The organism is Streptomyces sp. NPDC055254, assembly GCF_053606025.1.
Genome location: NZ_JBSGQV010000015.1, coordinates 70,056 through 87,811, shown reverse-complemented (window position 1 = coordinate 87,811; position 17,756 = coordinate 70,056). Strand labels below are relative to the sequence as shown.

Genomic DNA, 17,756 nt, shown 5'->3' with positions numbered 1-17,756 from the left:
GGGGGCGGGCCCCCCTCGTGCCCGCCGCCACCCCTGCTCTACGATCAGGCTGCCCTGCGGTAACCGAGGGTATCCGCACAGCTCAGGGGAGCCCGTGTCTCGCATCATCGGCTACGCGTCCGGTGTTTTCGACCTCTTCCACGTCGGACACCTCAACCTCCTCCGGGAGGCGCGGGCGCACTGTGACCACCTCGTCGCCGGGGTGCTCGTCGACGAGGTCGCCGCGCACAAGGGGCACGCCCCCGTCGTGCCGTTCGACGAACGGCTGGAAATAGTGCGTGCCGTGGAGTTCGTCGACGAGGCCGTGGCCGATTCCACGCTGGAGAAGGTGGAAGCCTGGCACCAGGTCGGCTTCCACCGCCTGTTCAAGGGCGAGGACTGGCAGGGCACCGAGCGCGGGGTCCAGTGGGAGCGCGACTTCGGGGCCCTGGGTGTGGAGGTCGTCTACCTTCCGTACACCTCGCACGTCTCCAGTTCCCTGCTCCGCCGACGCCTCCAGTTCCTCCTGGACCCGGCCCGAGCCGCTTCGTAGCGCGGCGTCGGGTCCCGCCCAGGGGCCTACGGGGCCGCGGGCGACCGCATCCAGTGGCCGCCGGTGCTCCAGCCCAGCAGTCGCCGGGCGCGGCCGGAGTCGGCGGTACCGTCCGGGCCGAACGCGGCGCCCGCGGCCACCAGGCGCAGCCCCGCGAGGGCGGGGGCGAGCCGGGTCCGCACGTGCGCCGGCCGGCGGGCGGCCTCCGCCTCGATCCGGGCCAGCGCGTCCGCCCGCTCCGCCGGCTCGCACAGCGAGAGGTGGAAGAGCATCTGCCGCCAGGCGTACGCCGCGTCCTTGACGGTCGCCAGCGGGTACGGGTGGCCCTCCACCCGGGCCACCAGACGGCACACGGTGGTGAAGCAGTCGCCCGCCAGGGCCGCCCAGCCGGGACGCGGGGCGATCCCGACCCGTGCGACCAACGTGGCGAGGTTGTGCGTCGTGAGGATCTGGGCCTGCTCGATGACCTTGCCGTTCGCCGCCACCGACCGGCCGGGGGAACCACCGGCGCGCTCGGCGCACAGCCGCGCGAACTCCGGTACGGACGCCGGCGCCGACGCCGACCGGCCGCCGCCGCGGGCCATGGCGCCGCGCGCGATCGCCATGGCCCGTACGGCGGCGTAGTCGATGCCGTAGTACCGCTCGTACAGGCTGCCTTCGAGCAGCTCGGCGGCCACCCCGGCGGCCTGCAGGAACTTCGGGCTGAAGGTCCCGGTGAAGATGTCGGCGGCGAGCTCCTCCACGAACGGCGCGCCCAGGTCGGCCTGGCCGGACAACTGGGCCAGCTCCCGTACCAGAGGATTGGGCAGCACGGTGGCGGGAAAGGCCCGCACGGCCAGTTCGCCGAGCCGGCGCAGGGCCTCGTGGGCGGGCTCCCGGCCGGGCCCGTCGGCGCGCGCGTGGGCGGCGACCGCACGGACCCAGGGAAGCTCCTCGATCCGCACCTGGTGCGCCAGGTCGAGCAGCAGCAGGGACCGCCGGCCGCGGAAGGCGCGGTAGGTGGCGGCCGCGAGGGTCCGCAGCGACGCGTCCGCGTACCGCTCGGCGCTGACGGCCGCGACCAACTGCGGCACCAGCTCGGCCAGTACCTCGGCGGACGGTACGACGCCGCGCTCGACCAGCGTCTCCAGCGGCGCGCTGAGCGCGGCGGCGACGGTGGCGGCGATCGCCGGCGGGATCGCGGCGCCCTCGGGCAGGCCCGTGGCCGCGGCCTCCCCGGCGGTCACCGGGGTCACCGGCGATCCGACGTCGGCCGTGCCCGCGCCCTGGTCGAGCGTGGAGAGCCGGCCCAGCACCAAGGCGGCCAAGGCGTGGTGGGAGGGCAGCGCCGCCTGCGCGGCCTGGGCCCCCCGCAGCCGGGTGTGCGCGGCGGAACCGGGCCGTCCGCGCTTGGCGACCATGGCGTCCACGGCGACCCGCAGCAGCCCGGCCAGCCGGGGAGCGGGGGTGCGGCCGGCGACCTCCTCCGCGAGGGCCCGGCGCAGGATGGCCGCGTTGGACTTGGGGTTCAGGTGCTTGGTGCAGCGGGTGTGCGCGGCGGCGAGCGCCCCGTAACGCGCCAGCAGGGCGGCGCCGTCCGCGTGCCACCGCGAGCCGGCCGCGCCCGTGACGGCCTCCAGCCGGTGGGCGAGCAGTTCGTCCTCGAAGGGCCGCCAGACGGTCAGCGCCTCCCGCTGCGCCTCCACGGCCGGGTTCGGCGCGCGGCGCGCGAGCGCCGCGGCGGCCTCGCCGACGGTCCTGCGGTGCACGGCGCCCACCCCGGGCGCGGGGCGGTCCGCGGGCCGGGGGGTGAAGCGCAGCCGGTCGGCGAACGGCTCCAGCACGGCGACGAGTTCGGCCGCGGCCTCGAAGTCCCCGGCGCGCACCAGCCACGCGACGGTCGCCAGCGCCGCCTCCTCGGGCACCCGTACCTCGTAGCGCCCGCTGTCGAGCAGGGCCCACAGCCGGGCCAGCCCGTCCTCGGTGAGGCTGTGCGCGAACAGGGCCGCCCGGGTCGCCGGTACGCCGGCCCTGCGGGCGGCCTCCTCCTCGTACGCCAGCAGCGGCCCGCCGGCCGAGGCCGCGCCGGTGGCGAACCCGCCGGTGACGACGTCCGGGGTGACCCAGGCGGGCAGCCCGGCGACCGGCGTGCGCGAGCCGACGGACAGGGTCCCGGCGGCCATGCCGGACAGCACGGCGCGCCAGCGCATCACACGGGACTCCGCCCGCTCGCGCGTGGCGGCGTCCTTGTGGGTCAGCGCGGTGCGGGTGGCCCGGGCCAGCCGGGCGGCCGCGTACGACGGGGATGCGGTGGGAGGCTGCTTGTCAGCGTATGTGTCCATGGCCGGCGTGGCAGGTTCCGCCCCTGCGCCCTCCGGGTCCCGAGCCCGGTGCTCTGCCTGCTGAGCTACACGCCGTGATGGGGGGAACCTATGCGCCGCCGCGGGGCCCTCGCAACGCATTACCCCGGGGCCGGCCGAACCGCGGACCCGAGGGCCGGCGGCGGCGATGATCCCCGCCCGAGCGGGCCCGCTCGGGCGCGGCCGCCGTGAACTCCGACACAGGCACCCGGGCCGGCAGGCCCGTGGCCCCGGGTTTCCCGTCGGGCGGGGCCTCATCCTGGTTATGCACTTAGTTGCAAAACCTCCCGCGCCTCGCTAGAACAGGTTCATCACCCGTGTGCGAGGAGGCACCCCCGATGAGCCCGCAGAGTCCCCAGAGCCGCTACCCGCATCTGCTCAGCCCGCTGGACCTCGGTTTCACGACCCTGCCCAACCGCGTGATCATGGGCTCGATGCACACCGGTCTCGAAGAGCACGAGGGCGGTTTCGAGCGCCTCGCCGCCTTCTACGCCGAGCGCGCCCGGGGCGGCGCCGGCCTGATCGTCACGGGCGGCATCGCGCCGAACGACGCCGGCCGCCCCTTCGAGGGCGGCTCCCGCCTCACCACCGAGGACGAGGCCGCCGAGCACCGGGTGATCACCGAGGCCGTGCACGCCGAAGGCGGGAAGATCGCGATGCAGATCCTCCACTTCGGCCGCTACGCCTACCACAAGGACCTGGTCGCCCCCAGCGCCCTCCAGGCCCCCATCAGCCCCTTCGTCCCGAACGAGCTCACCGACGTCCAGGTCGAGCGGACCGTCGAGGACTTCGTCCGCGCCGCCCGGCTGGCCAAGCTCGCCGGCTACGACGGCGTCGAGATCATGGGCTCCGAGGGCTACCTGATCAACGAGTTCATCGCCGCCGCGACCAACAAGCGCACCGACCGCTGGGGCGGCGCGTACGAGAACCGGGTGCGCTTCCCCCTGGAGATCGTCCGGCGCACCCGAGCGGCCGTCGGCGAGGACTTCATCATCGTCTACCGCCTCTCGATGCTCGACCTCATCCCCGGCGGCTCCACCCTCGACGAGGTCGTCCACCTCGCCAAGGAGGTCGAGGCGGCCGGCGCCACCCTCATCAACACCGGCATCGGCTGGCACGAGGCCCGCATCCCCACCATCGCCACCTCCGTCCCGCGCGGTGCCTACACCTGGGTCACCAAGCGGCTGATGGGCGCGGTATCCGTCCCGCTGGTCACCAGCAACCGGATCAACACCCCCGAGATCGCCGAGGAGTTGCTCGCCGACGGACGGGCCGACCTGGTCTCCCTGGCCCGGCCCTTCCTCGCCGACGCCGACTTCGTGGCCAAGGCCGCCGCCGGACGCCCCGAGACCATCAACACCTGCATCGGCTGCAATCAGGCCTGCCTCGACCACACCTTCAGCGGCAAGATCACCAGCTGTCTGGTCAACCCGCGCGCCTGCCACGAGACGGAACTCGTCCTGTCGCCCACGCGCCGGGCCAAGCGCGTCGCCGTCGTCGGCGCCGGCCCGGCCGGACTCGCCTGCTCCGTGAGCGCCGCGGGACGCGGCCACGCCGTCACCCTCTTCGAGGCCTCGGGCCACATCGGCGGGCAGCTCGACATCGCCCGCCGGATACCGGGCAAGGAGGAGTTCGAGGAGACCATCCGCTACTACGGCACGCAGCTCGTGGAGAGCGGCGTGGAGGTCCGCCTGAACACCCGGGCGGACGTGGAGACCCTCCGGGGCTACGACGAGGTCGTCGTCGCGACGGGCGTCACCCCCCGCACTCCCGACATCGACGGCGTGGACCACCCCCACGTGGTCAGCTACCTGGACGTGCTCCGCGACGGCGCCCCCGTCGGCGAGCGGGTCGCGGTCGTCGGCGCGGGCGGCATCGGCTTCGACGTCGCCGAGTTCCTGACCGACAGCGGCGAGGGCGCCTCGCAGGACCCCGACGTCTACTTCCGCCACTGGGGCGTGGACACCGAGTACACCGGCCCCGGCGGCCTCACCGCCCCCGTCCGGCCCGCGCCGCCGCGCCAGGTCCACCTGCTCCAGCGCAAGGCGACCAAGGTGGGCGGCGGGCTCGGCACCACGACCGGCTGGATCCACCGCGCCGAACTCAAGCACCGGGGCGTCGTCTCCGTCGCCGGGGCCGCGTACGAGCGCATCGACGACGAGGGCCTGCACATCACCGTCGGCGGCGAGCCGCACCTCGTACCCGCGGACACGGTGGTCCTGTGCACCGGCCAGGAGCCGCGCCGCGACCTGTACGAGGCGCTGCGCGCGGCCGGTGTCGAGGCGCACCTGATCGGCGGCGCGGACGTGGCGGCCGAGCTCGACGCCAAGCGGGCCATCCGCCAGGGCACCGAGCTGGCCGCCACCCTCTGACCCGGACGCCGGACGCCGGACGCCCGGCTCGACCGCGGAGTTCCGGTCGTGCCGGCGGTGTTGTGGCGGCCCGCCCGGGGCCGCCACAATCGTCCGGTGACGCTGACACCGGCGGAAGCCGACAAGATCCTGGCCGACAACTTCGCCCCCTGGGTGCTCGCCCTCGGCCTGACCGTCGTGGAGACCGGCGAACGGCACGCCGTCTTGCGGCTGCCCTGGTCCGACGCCCTGGCCCGGGACGGCGGAGGCCTGTCCGGGCAGGCGCTGATGGCGGCCGCCGACACCGCGACCGTCGTCGCGATCTCCGCCGCGCGCGGTGGCTACGGCCCGATGACCACCGTCCAGCAGTCGACCAGCTTCCAGCGGCCCGTGACCGGCGCCGATGTGCTGATCGACGTACGGGTCACCAAACTCGGCAAGCGGATGGCCTTCGCCGACGTCACCCTCACCGCCGAGGGCGAGAGCGAGCCGGCCGCGAGTGCCTCCACCGTCTACGCCCTGCTCGGCTGAGAACGGCCGGGACCCGTCCGGCGGGTTGCCGGACGGGCCCGGGATCAAGGGCGATCGGAAGTGATCAGAGGCAGAAAGGGATGGTCAGAAGTGGTCAGAATCGGTCGGGGGCGGACGGGAGCGGGAGGGGCTTCGGCGAGGTGGCGCCCCCGCGGCGCTCCGTACCGCTCGGCTGGTTCTGGCAGGTGATGTCCTCCCGCGGCAGCCGGCCCGTCGTCAGGTAGCTGTTGACGGGCGCGTTGGCGCACGAGGTGGGGTCCACGAGGTAGACGCCGTGGCCCTCGCCGCCGGCCACCAGCACCATGCGCGAGCCCTTGAGCGCCTTGTGCAGGCCCTGGCCGCTGACGAGCGGTGTCTGCGAGTCCCATTCGTTCTGCACGGTCAGGACGCCGGCCCGGGCCCGCATCGGAGTGGCCGCCTCGACGGGCCGGTTCCAGAAGGCGCACGGCTTGATGTTGGAGGCGAAGTCGCCGTACAGGGGGTAGCGGACCTTGTCCTTCGCCGCGTCCCGCTCGTACTGCTCGGTGTAGCGCGGCCAGGCGCCGGTGTCCCCGCAGATGACGGACAGGAAGACCGCGGTCCCGTTGTCGGCGGCCGGCTCGGCCCCCGCCGTGACGGTCCGGCCGGCCGGACCGCCCACCGCGGAGCGGATCGGTGTCCGGCCCTCGGCCAGCAGTTTCTTCACGTCCGGTACGGCCGTGCCGGACGTGGCCGCCGGACGCGGCTTGCCCTCGGCAGCCGCCTTGAGCTCCACGATCAGCGGGGTGACCTGCGCCGGGTAGAAGAACAGCCCCCGGGCGGTACGGATGTCGTCACCCGTCAGCTTCTGCCCGTAGAGGTCGATCGGCTCCCGGTCGGCGCGCGCCACCAGCCCCCAGAAGGTCTGCGACACCGCCTGCGGGGTGTCGCCGAGGTGGTACTCCGAGGACCGCTGCGCGGCCCACTCCGTCCACCGCTTGTACGCCGGCTCCGCCTCGCTGGCCCACACCTGGATCATGCCGCGCCAGATCCTCGTGGGGTCCACGCCGCTGTCGAGCACGAAGCGGTCGGTGCGGGCCGGGAACATCTGCGAGTAGACGGCGCCGAGGTAGGTGCCGTACGAGTAGCCGACGAAGGAGATCTTCCGCTCGCCGAGCACCGCACGGATGGTGTCCATGTCGCGGGCCGTGTTCCGGGTGGTGATGTGCGGCAGTACGTCGCCGGCCTTCTCCCGGCACTTGTCGGCGACGGTACGCGCCCACTCCACGTCCGAGGGGTACGTCTCGGGCCGGTACGGCCGGTCGATGTTCTGCTCGGCCTCGGTCAGGCCGCAGGTGATCGGACTGCTGGCGCCGACGCCGCGGGGGTCGAAGCCGATCAGGTCGTACTGGTCGCGTACCTCCTTGGGCATGGAGGCGTTCATCAGCAGCGGCAGGTCGAGCCCGGAACCGCCGGGACCGCCCGGGTTGAAGAGCATCGCGCCGTGCCGCTGGGCCGGGTTCTCGCTCTTTATCCGCGATATCGCGAGGTCGATCGTGCGCCCCTGCGGACGCCGGTAGTCGAGCGGCACCTTGAGGGTGGCGCATTCGTACGAGGCCGGCTGCTCGGCGCTGCACCGCTGCCAGGCGGGCTTCTGCCGCAGGTAGTCCGACGCGGAGGCGGCGGAGGCCTGGGTCGCGGCCAGGAGCGGCACGGTGGTCGCGACGAGCCCGGCGGTGGCGAGCAGCGGGGCGAGGCGTTTCAGACGCACGATGGCGGTCCATCCTTTCGATGAAGTCGCTGACGGACTCAGCTTGTTGCACCGGCGGGACGGGGGAATCATCCCCGAGGGCCGATCCCTGTGCTCCTCACGAACGAGCTGAAATCCGGACAACTGGCCGACACGCCGTCGTCGTCGGCCGGTCCCGGCCGCTCCCGTCCGGCTCCGACCCGTCCCGGCCGTTCCCTCCGGGCCGTCCGTCCGGGCCGGCGGCACCCGCGGGGCGCGCGGGCGCCGGGCCGCCCGAAATCCCGTTCGTCAATGCCGGGCGGCCGCCGCCGCACGTCCGGGTGGTTGTTCCTCCCCGGGGCTCCGATCGGCGTTCAAGGCGACCGGGGGCCGCAAGAGTTGACCCATGATCATCGAACCCCCCGACCGCGACTCCACGGACGAACCGGCGGCACACGCCTCCCGCCGCCCCTCCCGTCGCACCCTCATCGCCGGAGCCGCCGCGGTCGCGTCCGCCGGCGCTCTGAGCGTCGCCGCCGCGTCCGCGGGCACCACCACGCGGGCCCCGTCCGGCTCCGCCCGCCCCGACTGGGAGACCTGCCTCACCATCGCCCGCGCCATCCTCGTCCGGGACGAGGAGGACCAGCCGCTGGTGCCGCGCTACGCGGACGTCCTCCTGAGGAACGGTCTGCCCCGGGGCCGCGGAGCCGGCCGCCCCGCCAAGAAGGTGCTGGTCGTCGGCGCCGGCCCGGCCGGGCTGACCGCCGCCCACCTGTTGCGCGAGGCCGGGCACCAGGTCACCGTCATCGAGGCCAACGGCAACCGCGTGGGGGGCCGGATCAAGACCTTCCGTACCGGCGGCCACGAGAAGTCCGCCCCGGCCTTCGCCGACCCGAAGCAGTACGCCGAGGCCGGGGCGATGCGCATTCCCGACAGCCACCCCCTGGTCACCGGTCTGATCGACAGCCTCGGGCTGAAGCGCCGGCGCTTCCACCTGGTCGACGTCGACGCGTCCGGCCGCCCCGCCTACCGCACCTGGATCTTCGTCAACGGCATCCGCGTCCGCCGGGCCGACTACGCCCGCAGCCCGCAGGCCCTCAACCGCTCCTTCGGGGTCCCGGCGGCCTACGAGTCCCTGCCGGCCGCGCAGATCGTGCGCAACGCCTTCGCTCCGGTGCGCAAGGAGATCGAGGGCAAGAAGGACAAGGAGCTCGTCGAGGGCTGGGCCCGGGTCATCCAGCGCTACGGCCACATGTCGATGTACCGCTTCCTGACCGAGGAGGCCGAGCTGGACGAGCGGACCATCGACCTCGTGGGAACCGTGGAGAACCTCACCTCCCGGCTGCACCTGGCCTTCGTGCACAGCTTCATCGGGTCCTCGCTGATCAGCCCGGACACGGCCTTCTTCGAACTGCCCGACGGCACCGCCACCCTGGCCGACGCGCTCTACGCCCGCGTCAAGGATCTGGTCCGGCTCGACCGCCGCGCCACCCGCATCACGCACGGCCCGGGCAGCGTCGCCGTGGAGACCGTCTCCGAGGGCCGCGACGGCGCCCCGGTACGGCGCGAGACCTTTACCGGCGACACCGCGATCATCACGGTCCCCTTCTCGGGACTGCGCCACATCCCGGTCACTCCCGCCCTCTCCTACGGCAAGCGCCGCGCGGTCACCGAGCTGCACTACGACGCCGCCACCAAGGTGCTGCTGGAGTTCAGCCGCCGCTGGTGGGAGTTCGACGAAGCGGACTGGAAGCGCGAACTGGAAGCCGTACAGCCCGGCCTGTACCGGAAGTACCAGCTGGGCCAGGCCTCCGGCGAGGGCGGCATGCTGGGCGCCCACCCCTCCGTGCCCAAGGGGCACATCTCAGCCGGGCAGCGCTCGCACTACGCCGCCAGCCGCGTCGTGGCCCGCGACCAGCCCGAGGCGGCGGGCGTCATCGGCGGCGGCTCGGCCACCGACAACCCCAACCGCTTCATGTTCCAGCCCTCCTACCCCGTCGAGGGCAGCCCCGGCGGCGTGGTCCTCGCCTCCTACAGCTGGGCGGACGACGCCCTGAAGTGGGACTCCCTCGACGACGAGGAGCGCTACCCGCGTGCCCTCGCCGGGGTACAGGAGGTGTTCGGGCAGCGGATCGAGGTGTTCTACACCGGCGTCGGACGCACCCAGTCCTGGATGCGGGACCCGTACGCCTACGGTGAGGCCTCCGTCCTCCTGCCCGGTCAGCACACCGAGCTCTTCCCCCACGTCCGGGCGGCCGAGGGCAACCTGCACTTCGCCGGCTGCCACACCTCGGTCAAGCCCGCCTGGATCGAAGGCGCCCTGGAGTCGGCGGTTCGGACGGCTCTGGAGGTGCACGCGGCGCAGTGAGCGACGGGGAGCCGCGCCGTGCCCGGCCGGCGCGGCGCGGCTCCCCGTCTCCGGCTTCCGGCCCCCGGCCCGCGCGCATCGGCGGCCGGCGGCCGGCGGTCAGCTCTCGGCGAGCACGATCACCCAGTCCTGAGCGCCGAGCCGCACCCCCTGCCGCTTGTCCGGATTGATCCGCACCCCGTGGTCGGGCCCCGCGGCGGCCCGCGCGCGCAGCCGGTACCCCACCGCGCACTCGCCGCGTCGGCGCGCCGATTCGACGACGGTGGCGAAGGTGACCTCGCGGTCCGTCCGGACGTAGTCCGCGGCCGGCTTCAAGGACAGCTCGTTGCCCTCGGCCCGGAACAATTCCTCGAAGACGCGGGCGAGGTACCCGCTCTCCGAGATCTGGGTCATCAGGAGGCTGATCAGCCGGCCGCTGACGATGAAGTCGGCGCCCTCCCGCGCCGGTGCGAGCAGCCGGTTGCCGTCGTCGGACATCTCGGTGGTGAGCGCGAGTTCCCGGTGCGAGGCCTCCGCGATCGCCCGCAGGTGCAGCAGGGCGACCAGCGTCCGGTCGTCCGCCTCGGCCTCGGCCTCCGTCTCCGCCCCCGCCGCTCCCGTCCCCGTCCCCGCTCGTGTCCCGTCTCCCGGCTCGCCGACGACGATCACGCCGTCGTACGAGGGGACGTCGAGCTTGTCCAGGACCCGCGGATCGGTGATGTCCCCCTCGCGGAAAGCCACTTCGAGGTTCCGCCGGACCGCAGCCGACCCGGCGGCGCCCCGCGCCGTCGCGTCACCGCCGAGCGCCACGACGTCCAGCGTGGTGCCCGGGCTCACGTACTGGTCGAGCTGCTCCACGACGAGCGGGGCGCGGCGGTTCCAGCCCAGCAGGAGCAGGCGTTCGGCGAGGGGGGCACGGGGGGCGGCCGAGACGATCGCGCTCTCGTCCACCCACGCCGCCGTGTTCGCGGGTACGGCCGTGTCGTCGTCCCGGGTGACGGCGACGAGCCGGTCGCCCACACGGATCCTGGTTCCGGAGTCCGGGTTGAGCGCGACCTCGCCGTCGGCGTGCAGAAGGCCGACCACCGAGGACGTGGCGAACGCCAGGAGGGCCTCCCCGAAAGTGCGGTCCACGAGCGCCTCGGCGGCCACCGGGTAGAACTCGTCGCCCTCGAAGTCCAGCAACTCCTGGTACACCAGGGACAGTCCGGGTCGGCGGGCGGTCTGAACGAGGAGCCGGGCGACGATGTCGTCCACGCACAGGACGTGCCCGCCCGGACCGGCCGCCAGTCGGGCCGTACGGTGGTTGCGGGTGTCCCGTACGGCGGCGACCAGCACCGCGTCCCCGCCGCCGGGGACGGCCGCGTTCAGGGTGAGCAGGGTCTTCACCACGCGGGCGTCGCCCGCCTCGCCGCTCGGCGGCAGGACGAGGACGGCCTTGGCGGTCGCCGGGCTCACCCTGGCCAGCACCGTGGGGTCGGTGGTGCTGCCGGTGCGGCAGATGATCCGAGTCCTGCCGGTGTCGGGGACGTGGGTGGCGATCTCCTCCTCCATCTCCACCTTGTCCTTGGGGGCGAGGACGGCGATCGCCGAGCGGCGCTGGTTGGCGTTGGCGCTCACCAGCTCCCCGACCACCGGGAAGATCTGGTCGGACCAGCCCAGGACGACGGTGTGCCCGGACTCCAGCACGGTGGAGTGCCCCAGCCGGAGCGACATGATGCGGCTGTTGATGCCGGTGGTGATCAGGCTGACGAGCGTCGACACGAACAGCAGGGCGACCAGGGCCAGCGACACCGAGGCGAGCACGTACAGCGGGGAGCCGACGGCGCCCCCGATCTTGAGCGTCTGGCCGACGCTGACCCAGACGGCCGTGAGCCGGCCGGAGAGGGAGGCCGGCGGAGTCCGGTCGGACCAGACGAGGACCGCGCTCGCCGGGACCACGACGGCGAGGCAGGCCAGTGCGAGCCAGCCGATGAGCGCGGTGGTGCCGCCCGCCACGAGCTGGTCGAACCGGTACCGGAGCAACTCCCGCAGGGACGTCGTGTGCTGCCGCGCCATGAGATCTCCCGGGCATGGGACAGCGCCCCGGCCGGGCCGCTGCCCGGCGCCCCGGGGCGCGCGTCGGAGATCTTCGGATGTCGGGTGGGTGATCTCCGCACTGCTAACCCTTCGGTGCCGCGTCGGTTACGGGTGCGCACCGGTGTACCGGCGCGGTGCGGCGGGATGCGGGTGCGCCGGGGCGCCGGTCCGGCGCGGCGGCCCGCTGCGCGTGTTGCGCGGCGCCCGCCCCGGACGGCTCCGTCCAGTGCTGCGGCCGGAAGGGTCTGCCAGGTTGCGGCGTCCGGTGCGGTGCATCGCGAGGCGGAGGGCCGCGACTCGTACTGAGCCCGGTGCTGGGCGCCACGTACCGGGCGGGCGGCCCGGTCGACCCGGCACTTCTCGGCGACCGGCGGCTGATCCCCGTACGCCGCGGGACCGGCGGTGGGCCTACGCCGCCGCCGGGCCGGTCACGGCCCGTACCGCATCGGCAGCGGCTCCAACACCCGGTCGACATCCCGCGCGGCCGGCACCGCCACCGGGTCCGGGCGCAGCTCGTACTGCGGTGGCGCCTCGGCCGCCGACCGGGACAGCCTCTTGCGCCGGGCCCGACCGTGTCGGGCCCGGTCGTCGGGGGAGGTCGTCGGGGGAGGCACGCAGGAGCCTCACCCAGTCGTATCACCGGCCGCCCGGGCCCGCCGTCCGAGCCCGCGGCGGGCTCGGACGGCGCCCGGTCGCCGGGTCCGACCGGGTGGGGAGATACTGAAAGCCACGCCGTGTGGAGGCGACATGCGCGAAGCGGAGCACCGCGAGGCGGAGTACGGCGGCCCGAGCCGGGCCCCGGGACACGTCAGTGACACGGCAGCGGTCGTACTGGACGACGAGGGCGTGGTCGTGGCCTGTTCCGGCACGGCGGCGACGCTGCTGGGGTGCTCGCCGGGGCAGCTGTGCCCCGCGCTGCTGACGCTGCTCCCGCACGGCGGACATGACGCGGGGGATACCGCGACACCGCCGGAAGGCCTCTTCTACGAGGTGGTCCGCCTCGGCGAGCGGGCCGCGGGCGGTACGGTCTCGAAGGTGCGGTGGCTCGTACTGATCACACCCGCCGAATCCGAGGCCGAGGCGTCCGCGCGCGACGCCGAGCGCCGCCGGACGGGGCTCTCCCGGGCCGCCGCGGCGAGCATCGGGACCTCCCTCGACGTGACCGACATGGCCGAGGCCCTCGTGAACCTGCTCGTCCCCGACTTCGCCGACCTCGCGACCGTGGACATCGCGGAGGCGGTACTGGTGGGCGACGAGCCCGCGCACCTCGACGCGAGCGGTGACGTCCGCCTGCGCCGGACCGCCTCGGCGCAGAGCCCGGAGATCTCCGCGGAGGAGTTGCTGGCGGTAGGCGAGGCGCTGCCTCCCGTGGGGGACAGCGCGGTGCTGCACCCCCTCATGGAGGGGCGGTCCGTGCTGATCTCCGACGTCGCCGCCCTCCGCCAGAGGCTCGACGTGGACCCGGAGCGGCTGCGGCTGTTCGTGCCGAAGGGGGTGCACTCCTCCGTGGCGGTGCCCCTCTACGCCCGGGGCCTGGTCCTCGGCTGCGTCACGGTCTGGCGCGGTCAGCTGCCGTCCGCGTTCGGCGAGGAGGACACCGCCCTGCTGCGCGACGTCGTCTCCAGGGCCGCGCTCGGTGTGGACAACGCGCGCCGATACACCAGGGAGCACCGTTCGGCGGTGGCTCTGCAGCGCAGCCTGCTGCCGCGCTCCTCGCTGGAGTTCGCCGCCGCCGAGACCGTGGGGATCTACCAGCCGGCGGGGCGCGGCATGGGCGTCGGCGGGGACTGGTTCGACGTGATCCCCCTGCCGTCCCTGCGGGTCGGATTCGTCGTCGGGGACGTCGTCGGCCACGGACTCGACGCCACCGCCGCCATGGCGCGGCTGCGGACCGCGGTGCGGGCCCTGGCCGACCTCGACCTGGATCCCGGTGAGCTCCTCACGCACGTGGACGACCTGGTGCTCGGTCTCTCCGGCGAAGGGGCGACGGGGGAGTCCCGGTCGGAGACGGCGGTGCTCGGCGCGACGTGCCTGTACGCCGTCTACGACCCGGTGGCCAGGGCGTGCTCCGCCGCCACCGCGGGGCATCCGCCGCCGGCCCTGCTGACGCCGGGCGAGGAGCCCGTGTTCGTCGGTATGGTGCCGGGACCGCCGTTGGGCGTCGGCGAAGTCCCCTTCGAGGTCGCGGAGTTCGGCGTGCGACCCGGGAGCATGCTGGCGTTCTTCACCAATGGGCTCGTCGCGAGCCGCGGCGGTGACATCGAGGAGGGGATGGAGCGCCTGCGGAGCGCGCTCGCCGGGGCGGACCCGGCCAGGAGCCTGGGCGAGGTCGGGCAGAGCGTCTTCGACGGCGTGCTGCCCCAGGACCCGTCCGACGACGTGGCCCTGCTGCTGGCCCGCACGCACGCCCTCTCGTCGGACCGCGTCGCCGAGTGGGAGCTGGAGGCCGACCTGTCCCTCGTCTCGCGCGCCCGCGAGCTGGTGGTGAGTCAGCTCTCCGCCTGGGAGCTGGACGACCTGGGCTTCGTCACGGAGCTCGTCGCCAGCGAACTCGTCACCAACGCCATCCGCTACACGGCGGGTCCGGTCGGGCTCCGGCTCATCCGGGACCGGGTGCTCGTCTGCGAGGTGACCGACTCCAGCAGTACGCAGCCGCGCCTGCGCCGAGCGCGGGAGACGGACGAAGGAGGCCGCGGCCTCTTCCTCGTCGCCCAGCTCACCGACCGCTGGGGCAGCCGGTTCACCAGTACCGGGAAGACCATCTGGACGGAGCAGGCGATCGGCGCCCCCGGTACCGGCCACCCGCTCGTCGTCGCGGACTTCTGAGGCTGCCGAGGGTGTGCCGACCACGGACGACGGAAGGCGATCATGGCGCCTCGGCGGGTGGATCTCCGTAGCCGACCTGATCGCCCTGCTGTCCGAGCTGGACGTCGACGGTCCGGCCGCGCGCTCGGCGATCCCCCGGGCAACATCGCCCCCGGCGTGTGGCCGGCGCCCGGCCGCCTCCTCGACGGCGCCCGCGACATGCTCGTACGGCTCGGCCTCAGCGACCACGTCCCTCTCTTCGCCGCGCGGTACGCCCCGTTCAGCGACCTGACCGGAACGGTCAGCTCGTGGTGGGACGCAAATCTCAGCGCATGGCGAGGAGACGCGTCTTCGGCTTGAGCTTCCTGTCAACCGAACGACTCCGCACGTACACCTCCAACTCGGGATTCCGTCCCGCCTTCACGGAAACGGCCCCCAGCGCGAGCAAGAGAAGAGCAAGAATCGTACAAGCTCTCTCATTCACACTGTTACCGCGACCCAGCGCTCCTCGCCCCTCGGCGGCTGCGTGAATTGCAAAACGGGCATACGGTGCAGAAAGGCAGCAATGAAAAATAGCATCCGAGGAATCACCCTTGCTTTGGTGGCTTTCCTCTCCCTCGCTCTGCAACTCCAGGGAACTCCGGCGACGGCTATCGAGAACGGGCGCACGGCCATTGCGGACGCTCCCACCGGTGCCGCCCAAATCTATCAACGAAAGAACGGTGATTGGCTCTTTGTTTGTTCGGGTAGTGTCGTGGGCCCAAAAATCGTGTTGACCGCGACTCACTGTCTTGAACAAGGTCGGGATCCCGCCAAGTATCTTGTTCGCGTCGGTAATACTACTCGCGCGGAAGGTCACCTGATCCATGTGGACGCCATGGCCAGCCGATACGAGTTGACTCTCTTTTTCCTTAAATATGACGTATCTCAACTGTCGGGGGTCAAGCACCTCGATATCTCCTCCGGGGCCGTCGGTGATATCGGACTCAATGATACGGCGACCGTCTACGGCTGGGGAAAGACTGGATACTGGGCCGACCTCGCCAGGGTCCTGAAGAATGCGGATGTGAGAGTCACGGACAGCGCTCGGGACATTTTGGGCGGACCGGCGCTTCGGGTATTCACTAAAGATGGCGCAAGGATCTTCTGGGGGGACTCGGGTGGCCCCGTAGTTAAAACATTGCCCAACGGACAAACCGTTCAGGTCGGGGTAACCTCAAAATCCGAGGCCACGTCGGGCTCCAACAGCGCCTACGCCACCATAGCGCGCTTTGACCCGGGTAACACGAACTGGCTATACCAGTTGGGTGTCCCCGTGGACGAGGAATGGTGAATCTCGGGGACCGCAAATTGCCCATCGACGCAACAACAGTCCAGCGGCAGTTTCCTGTCCAGGGCCACGTGAAGAATTCCCCGAATTCGCTCCTTGAGAGGTAATCGTTTCAAATGTCTAAAATGAGTCGCGCCGCTTCCTTCGCGGCCGCCGGCTGCCTCCTCGCACTGACGGGCATGCCCGGTTCCGCAGCTGCATCTTCTTCTCAGTCGGATTTTGTTTGGAATTCAGGACCGATTCGCTTCGTGGCGAACAACGGTCAAAATGAATGCCTATCCGTACATCACCGCAGTCGCGGGGTTATGCTTTACCCTTGCAATGCGGCGGCGGGAAGTACGAGCAATTGGACAATGGAGCCTTACAATAACTATGGAGTCTTCATGCTTGAAAACGATTTCTTCAAGGGGTCATGTCTGGACATGAATCAGTCTGAGGTTTACCTGTCCAAGTGCGACGATGCGGACACTGGGCAGCTCCTGTACTACAACTGTGACGACAAGTACTTGATGGGATTGGGTCCGACCACTAAAGTCACATGGTGGGATGATAATACCGTGTCCGCATCTCATATTGTGCATTCGATAAAAGATGCATGGATTGCGCAACCTCAGGTTCCCCAGAGCTGTCGGTAAAAAGCGCACGCCGACCTTCGCGCCGTGGGCCGAGGCTGTGCAGGCCGAAGACCCGATTGTCGCCTCGGGATGGCGCCGGATTCCACTGCTCCGGCTTGAGGTGCTGCCGAAGGGGCGGAGAATCCGCTGGTCATCCGACGTCGGGCAGTTGGGTGAGCCGGTCGAGGGCTGCGGTGATGTGGGCGGTGCGGATCAGGGTCCCGCGCCCGCGCCGGTACTTCTTCGGTAGCTGGACCAAGGCCAGCCGGGCGGCGGTGAGGTGGTCGGTGGCCGCGTTCTATCCCGCGTTGCCTGGTCTGAGCAGGGCCGCGACCGGTCCGTCGGGTCGAAGGCCACCGGCCCGAACACGCCCGGATCGTGCACCGCCCGAGCCTTCCGCCACGGCGTCAGCGCCGCTGATATCGCGGTGTCCACGCCGGCCTTGCGGACGGTCTCGACCAGCAGCACGCCACCGGCCTGCGAGACCGCCGCCCGGCCGCCGCCCTCGGCCAGGCGGAGCTACTGACAACGGAGTTCGGAGTGCGCATATGGCGACATTCCGAAGTCATTAGTTGCATAAAAATGCAACTCTTGGGCGTGCGTGTGGGATCCGGGCCTCAGACGTCGAGCTCCGCCTCGATGCGCCGGAGTTGGTGGCGGGCCATGGCGAGGTTGGCGTTGCGCTTGTCGAGGACGAGGTAGAGGAACATCGTTTCCTTACCCCGCCCCCTGGCCAGCAGGATCAGGTGGTACTGCTCGCCGAGGGTGATCAGCACGTCCTCGATGTCGTCGTCGAGGCCGAGGTGTTGCATGGTGCGGACCTTGGCCCTGATCACGTCGGTGTTGCCGGCGGCGGCGACGGTCATGTCCAGGTCGCGTCCCCCGCCCACGGTGCCCAGGGCCATGCCGCTGGTGTAGTCGACGACCGCCGCCCCGAGGCTTCCCTCGACGCTGGCCATGATGTCCTTCAGTGCGGTTTCCACGTTCGCCATGAGCTCTCGCCCTCCGTGCCTCGCGTGTGCCGGCGCGCTGCACGCGCCGCCCTGTCAACGCGACGCTATCCACAGACCCGCTCCGACTGCGGGGATTCGGGAGAACTGGCAACGGGACTGGCCTGATCGGCGAGGCCCGCGCGGACCAT

General features: G+C 71.9%; 12 protein-coding genes, 1 tRNA gene and 2 pseudogenes. 7 read left to right on the top strand and 8 right to left on the bottom strand.

Annotated features, from left to right (window positions below):
* Window positions 1–94 precede the first annotated feature (94 nt).
* Window positions 95–532: an adenylyltransferase/cytidyltransferase family protein gene (locus ACWFQ8_RS17280; protein WP_453787071.1), complete on the top strand. Its 438-nt coding sequence runs from the start codon at window positions 95–97 to the stop codon at window positions 530–532.
* Between the two features lie 26 nt (window positions 533–558).
* On the opposite strand, the gene ACWFQ8_RS17275 is transcribed toward ACWFQ8_RS17280, so the two are convergent.
* Together ACWFQ8_RS17275 and ACWFQ8_RS17270 are read right to left on the bottom strand one after the other, a co-directional pair.
* Window positions 559–2,853, bottom strand: a complete 2,295-nt coding sequence (locus tag ACWFQ8_RS17275; RefSeq protein WP_453787070.1) for a hypothetical protein — start codon at window positions 2,851–2,853, stop codon at window positions 559–561.
* Window positions 2,853–2,928: transfer RNA gene (locus ACWFQ8_RS17270), tRNA-Pro, on the bottom strand. The genes ACWFQ8_RS17275 and ACWFQ8_RS17270 overlap by 1 nt, the downstream gene beginning before the upstream one ends.
* A 281-nt stretch (window positions 2,929–3,209) precedes the next feature.
* Here ACWFQ8_RS17270 and ACWFQ8_RS17265 point away from each other — a divergent pair.
* Window positions 3,210–5,243: an oxidoreductase gene (locus ACWFQ8_RS17265; RefSeq protein WP_453787069.1), complete on the top strand. Its 2,034-nt coding sequence runs from the start codon at window positions 3,210–3,212 to the stop codon at window positions 5,241–5,243.
* 96 nt (window positions 5,244–5,339) lie between these two features.
* Window positions 5,340–5,753 carry a PaaI family thioesterase gene (locus tag ACWFQ8_RS17260; RefSeq protein WP_453787068.1) on the top strand — a complete coding sequence of 138 codons (414 nt, stop codon included), beginning with the start codon at window positions 5,340–5,342 and terminating at the stop codon, window positions 5,751–5,753.
* A gap of 94 nt (window positions 5,754–5,847) precedes the next feature.
* On the opposite strand, the gene ACWFQ8_RS17255 is transcribed toward ACWFQ8_RS17260, so the two are convergent.
* Complete coding sequence (locus tag ACWFQ8_RS17255; RefSeq protein ID WP_453787067.1) at window positions 5,848–7,482, bottom strand: alpha/beta hydrolase; 1,635 nt, start codon at window positions 7,480–7,482, stop codon at window positions 5,848–5,850.
* Window positions 7,483–7,846: 364 nt separating this feature from the next.
* On the opposite strand from ACWFQ8_RS17255, the gene ACWFQ8_RS17250 reads away from it, so the two are divergent.
* Window positions 7,847–9,808: an FAD-dependent oxidoreductase gene (locus ACWFQ8_RS17250; RefSeq protein ID WP_453787066.1), complete on the top strand. Its 1,962-nt coding sequence runs from the start codon at window positions 7,847–7,849 to the stop codon at window positions 9,806–9,808.
* A 99-nt stretch (window positions 9,809–9,907) separates the two neighbouring features.
* Here ACWFQ8_RS17250 and ACWFQ8_RS17245 read toward each other — a convergent pair whose 3' ends face one another.
* Together ACWFQ8_RS17245 and ACWFQ8_RS17240 are read right to left on the bottom strand one after the other, a co-directional pair.
* Entirely contained in the window at window positions 9,908–11,845 is a 1,938-nt protein-coding gene (locus tag ACWFQ8_RS17245) for a CASTOR/POLLUX-related putative ion channel (RefSeq protein WP_453787065.1), read from the bottom strand.
* Window positions 11,846–12,294: 449 nt separating this feature from the next.
* On the bottom strand, window positions 12,295–12,480 hold the full coding sequence (locus tag ACWFQ8_RS17240; protein WP_453787064.1) for a hypothetical protein: 186 nt from the start codon (window positions 12,478–12,480) through the stop codon (window positions 12,295–12,297).
* Between the two features lie 133 nt (window positions 12,481–12,613).
* Here ACWFQ8_RS17240 and ACWFQ8_RS17235 point away from each other — a divergent pair, with 133 nt between their 5' ends.
* Complete coding sequence (locus tag ACWFQ8_RS17235; RefSeq protein WP_453787063.1) at window positions 12,614–14,692, top strand: ATP-binding SpoIIE family protein phosphatase; 2,079 nt, start codon at window positions 12,614–12,616, stop codon at window positions 14,690–14,692.
* Window positions 14,693–14,996: 304 nt separating this feature from the next.
* Here ACWFQ8_RS17235 and ACWFQ8_RS17230 read toward each other — a convergent pair.
* A pseudogene (locus ACWFQ8_RS17230) lies at window positions 14,997–15,107 on the bottom strand (VWA domain-containing protein); the annotation flags it as partial.
* Between the two features lie 129 nt (window positions 15,108–15,236).
* Between ACWFQ8_RS17230 and ACWFQ8_RS17225 the strand changes: the two are divergent.
* Together ACWFQ8_RS17225 and ACWFQ8_RS17220 are read left to right on the top strand one after the other, a co-directional pair.
* Window positions 15,237–16,004, top strand: a complete 768-nt coding sequence (locus ACWFQ8_RS17225; RefSeq protein WP_453787062.1) for a S1 family peptidase — start codon at window positions 15,237–15,239, stop codon at window positions 16,002–16,004.
* Between the two features lie 113 nt (window positions 16,005–16,117).
* Window positions 16,118–16,636: a ricin-type beta-trefoil lectin domain protein gene (locus ACWFQ8_RS17220; RefSeq protein ID WP_453787061.1), complete on the top strand. Its 519-nt coding sequence runs from the start codon at window positions 16,118–16,120 to the stop codon at window positions 16,634–16,636.
* Window positions 16,637–16,820: 184 nt separating this feature from the next.
* Here the strand turns inward: ACWFQ8_RS17220 and ACWFQ8_RS17215 are convergent.
* Both ACWFQ8_RS17215 and ACWFQ8_RS17210 read right to left on the bottom strand, forming a co-directional pair.
* Window positions 16,821–17,128: pseudogene (locus tag ACWFQ8_RS17215) on the bottom strand (hypothetical protein); the annotation flags it as partial.
* A gap of 104 nt (window positions 17,129–17,232) precedes the next feature.
* Window positions 17,233–17,607: a hypothetical protein gene (locus ACWFQ8_RS17210; RefSeq protein ID WP_453787060.1), complete on the bottom strand. Its 375-nt coding sequence runs from the start codon at window positions 17,605–17,607 to the stop codon at window positions 17,233–17,235.
* Window positions 17,608–17,756: the final 149 nt, after the last annotated feature.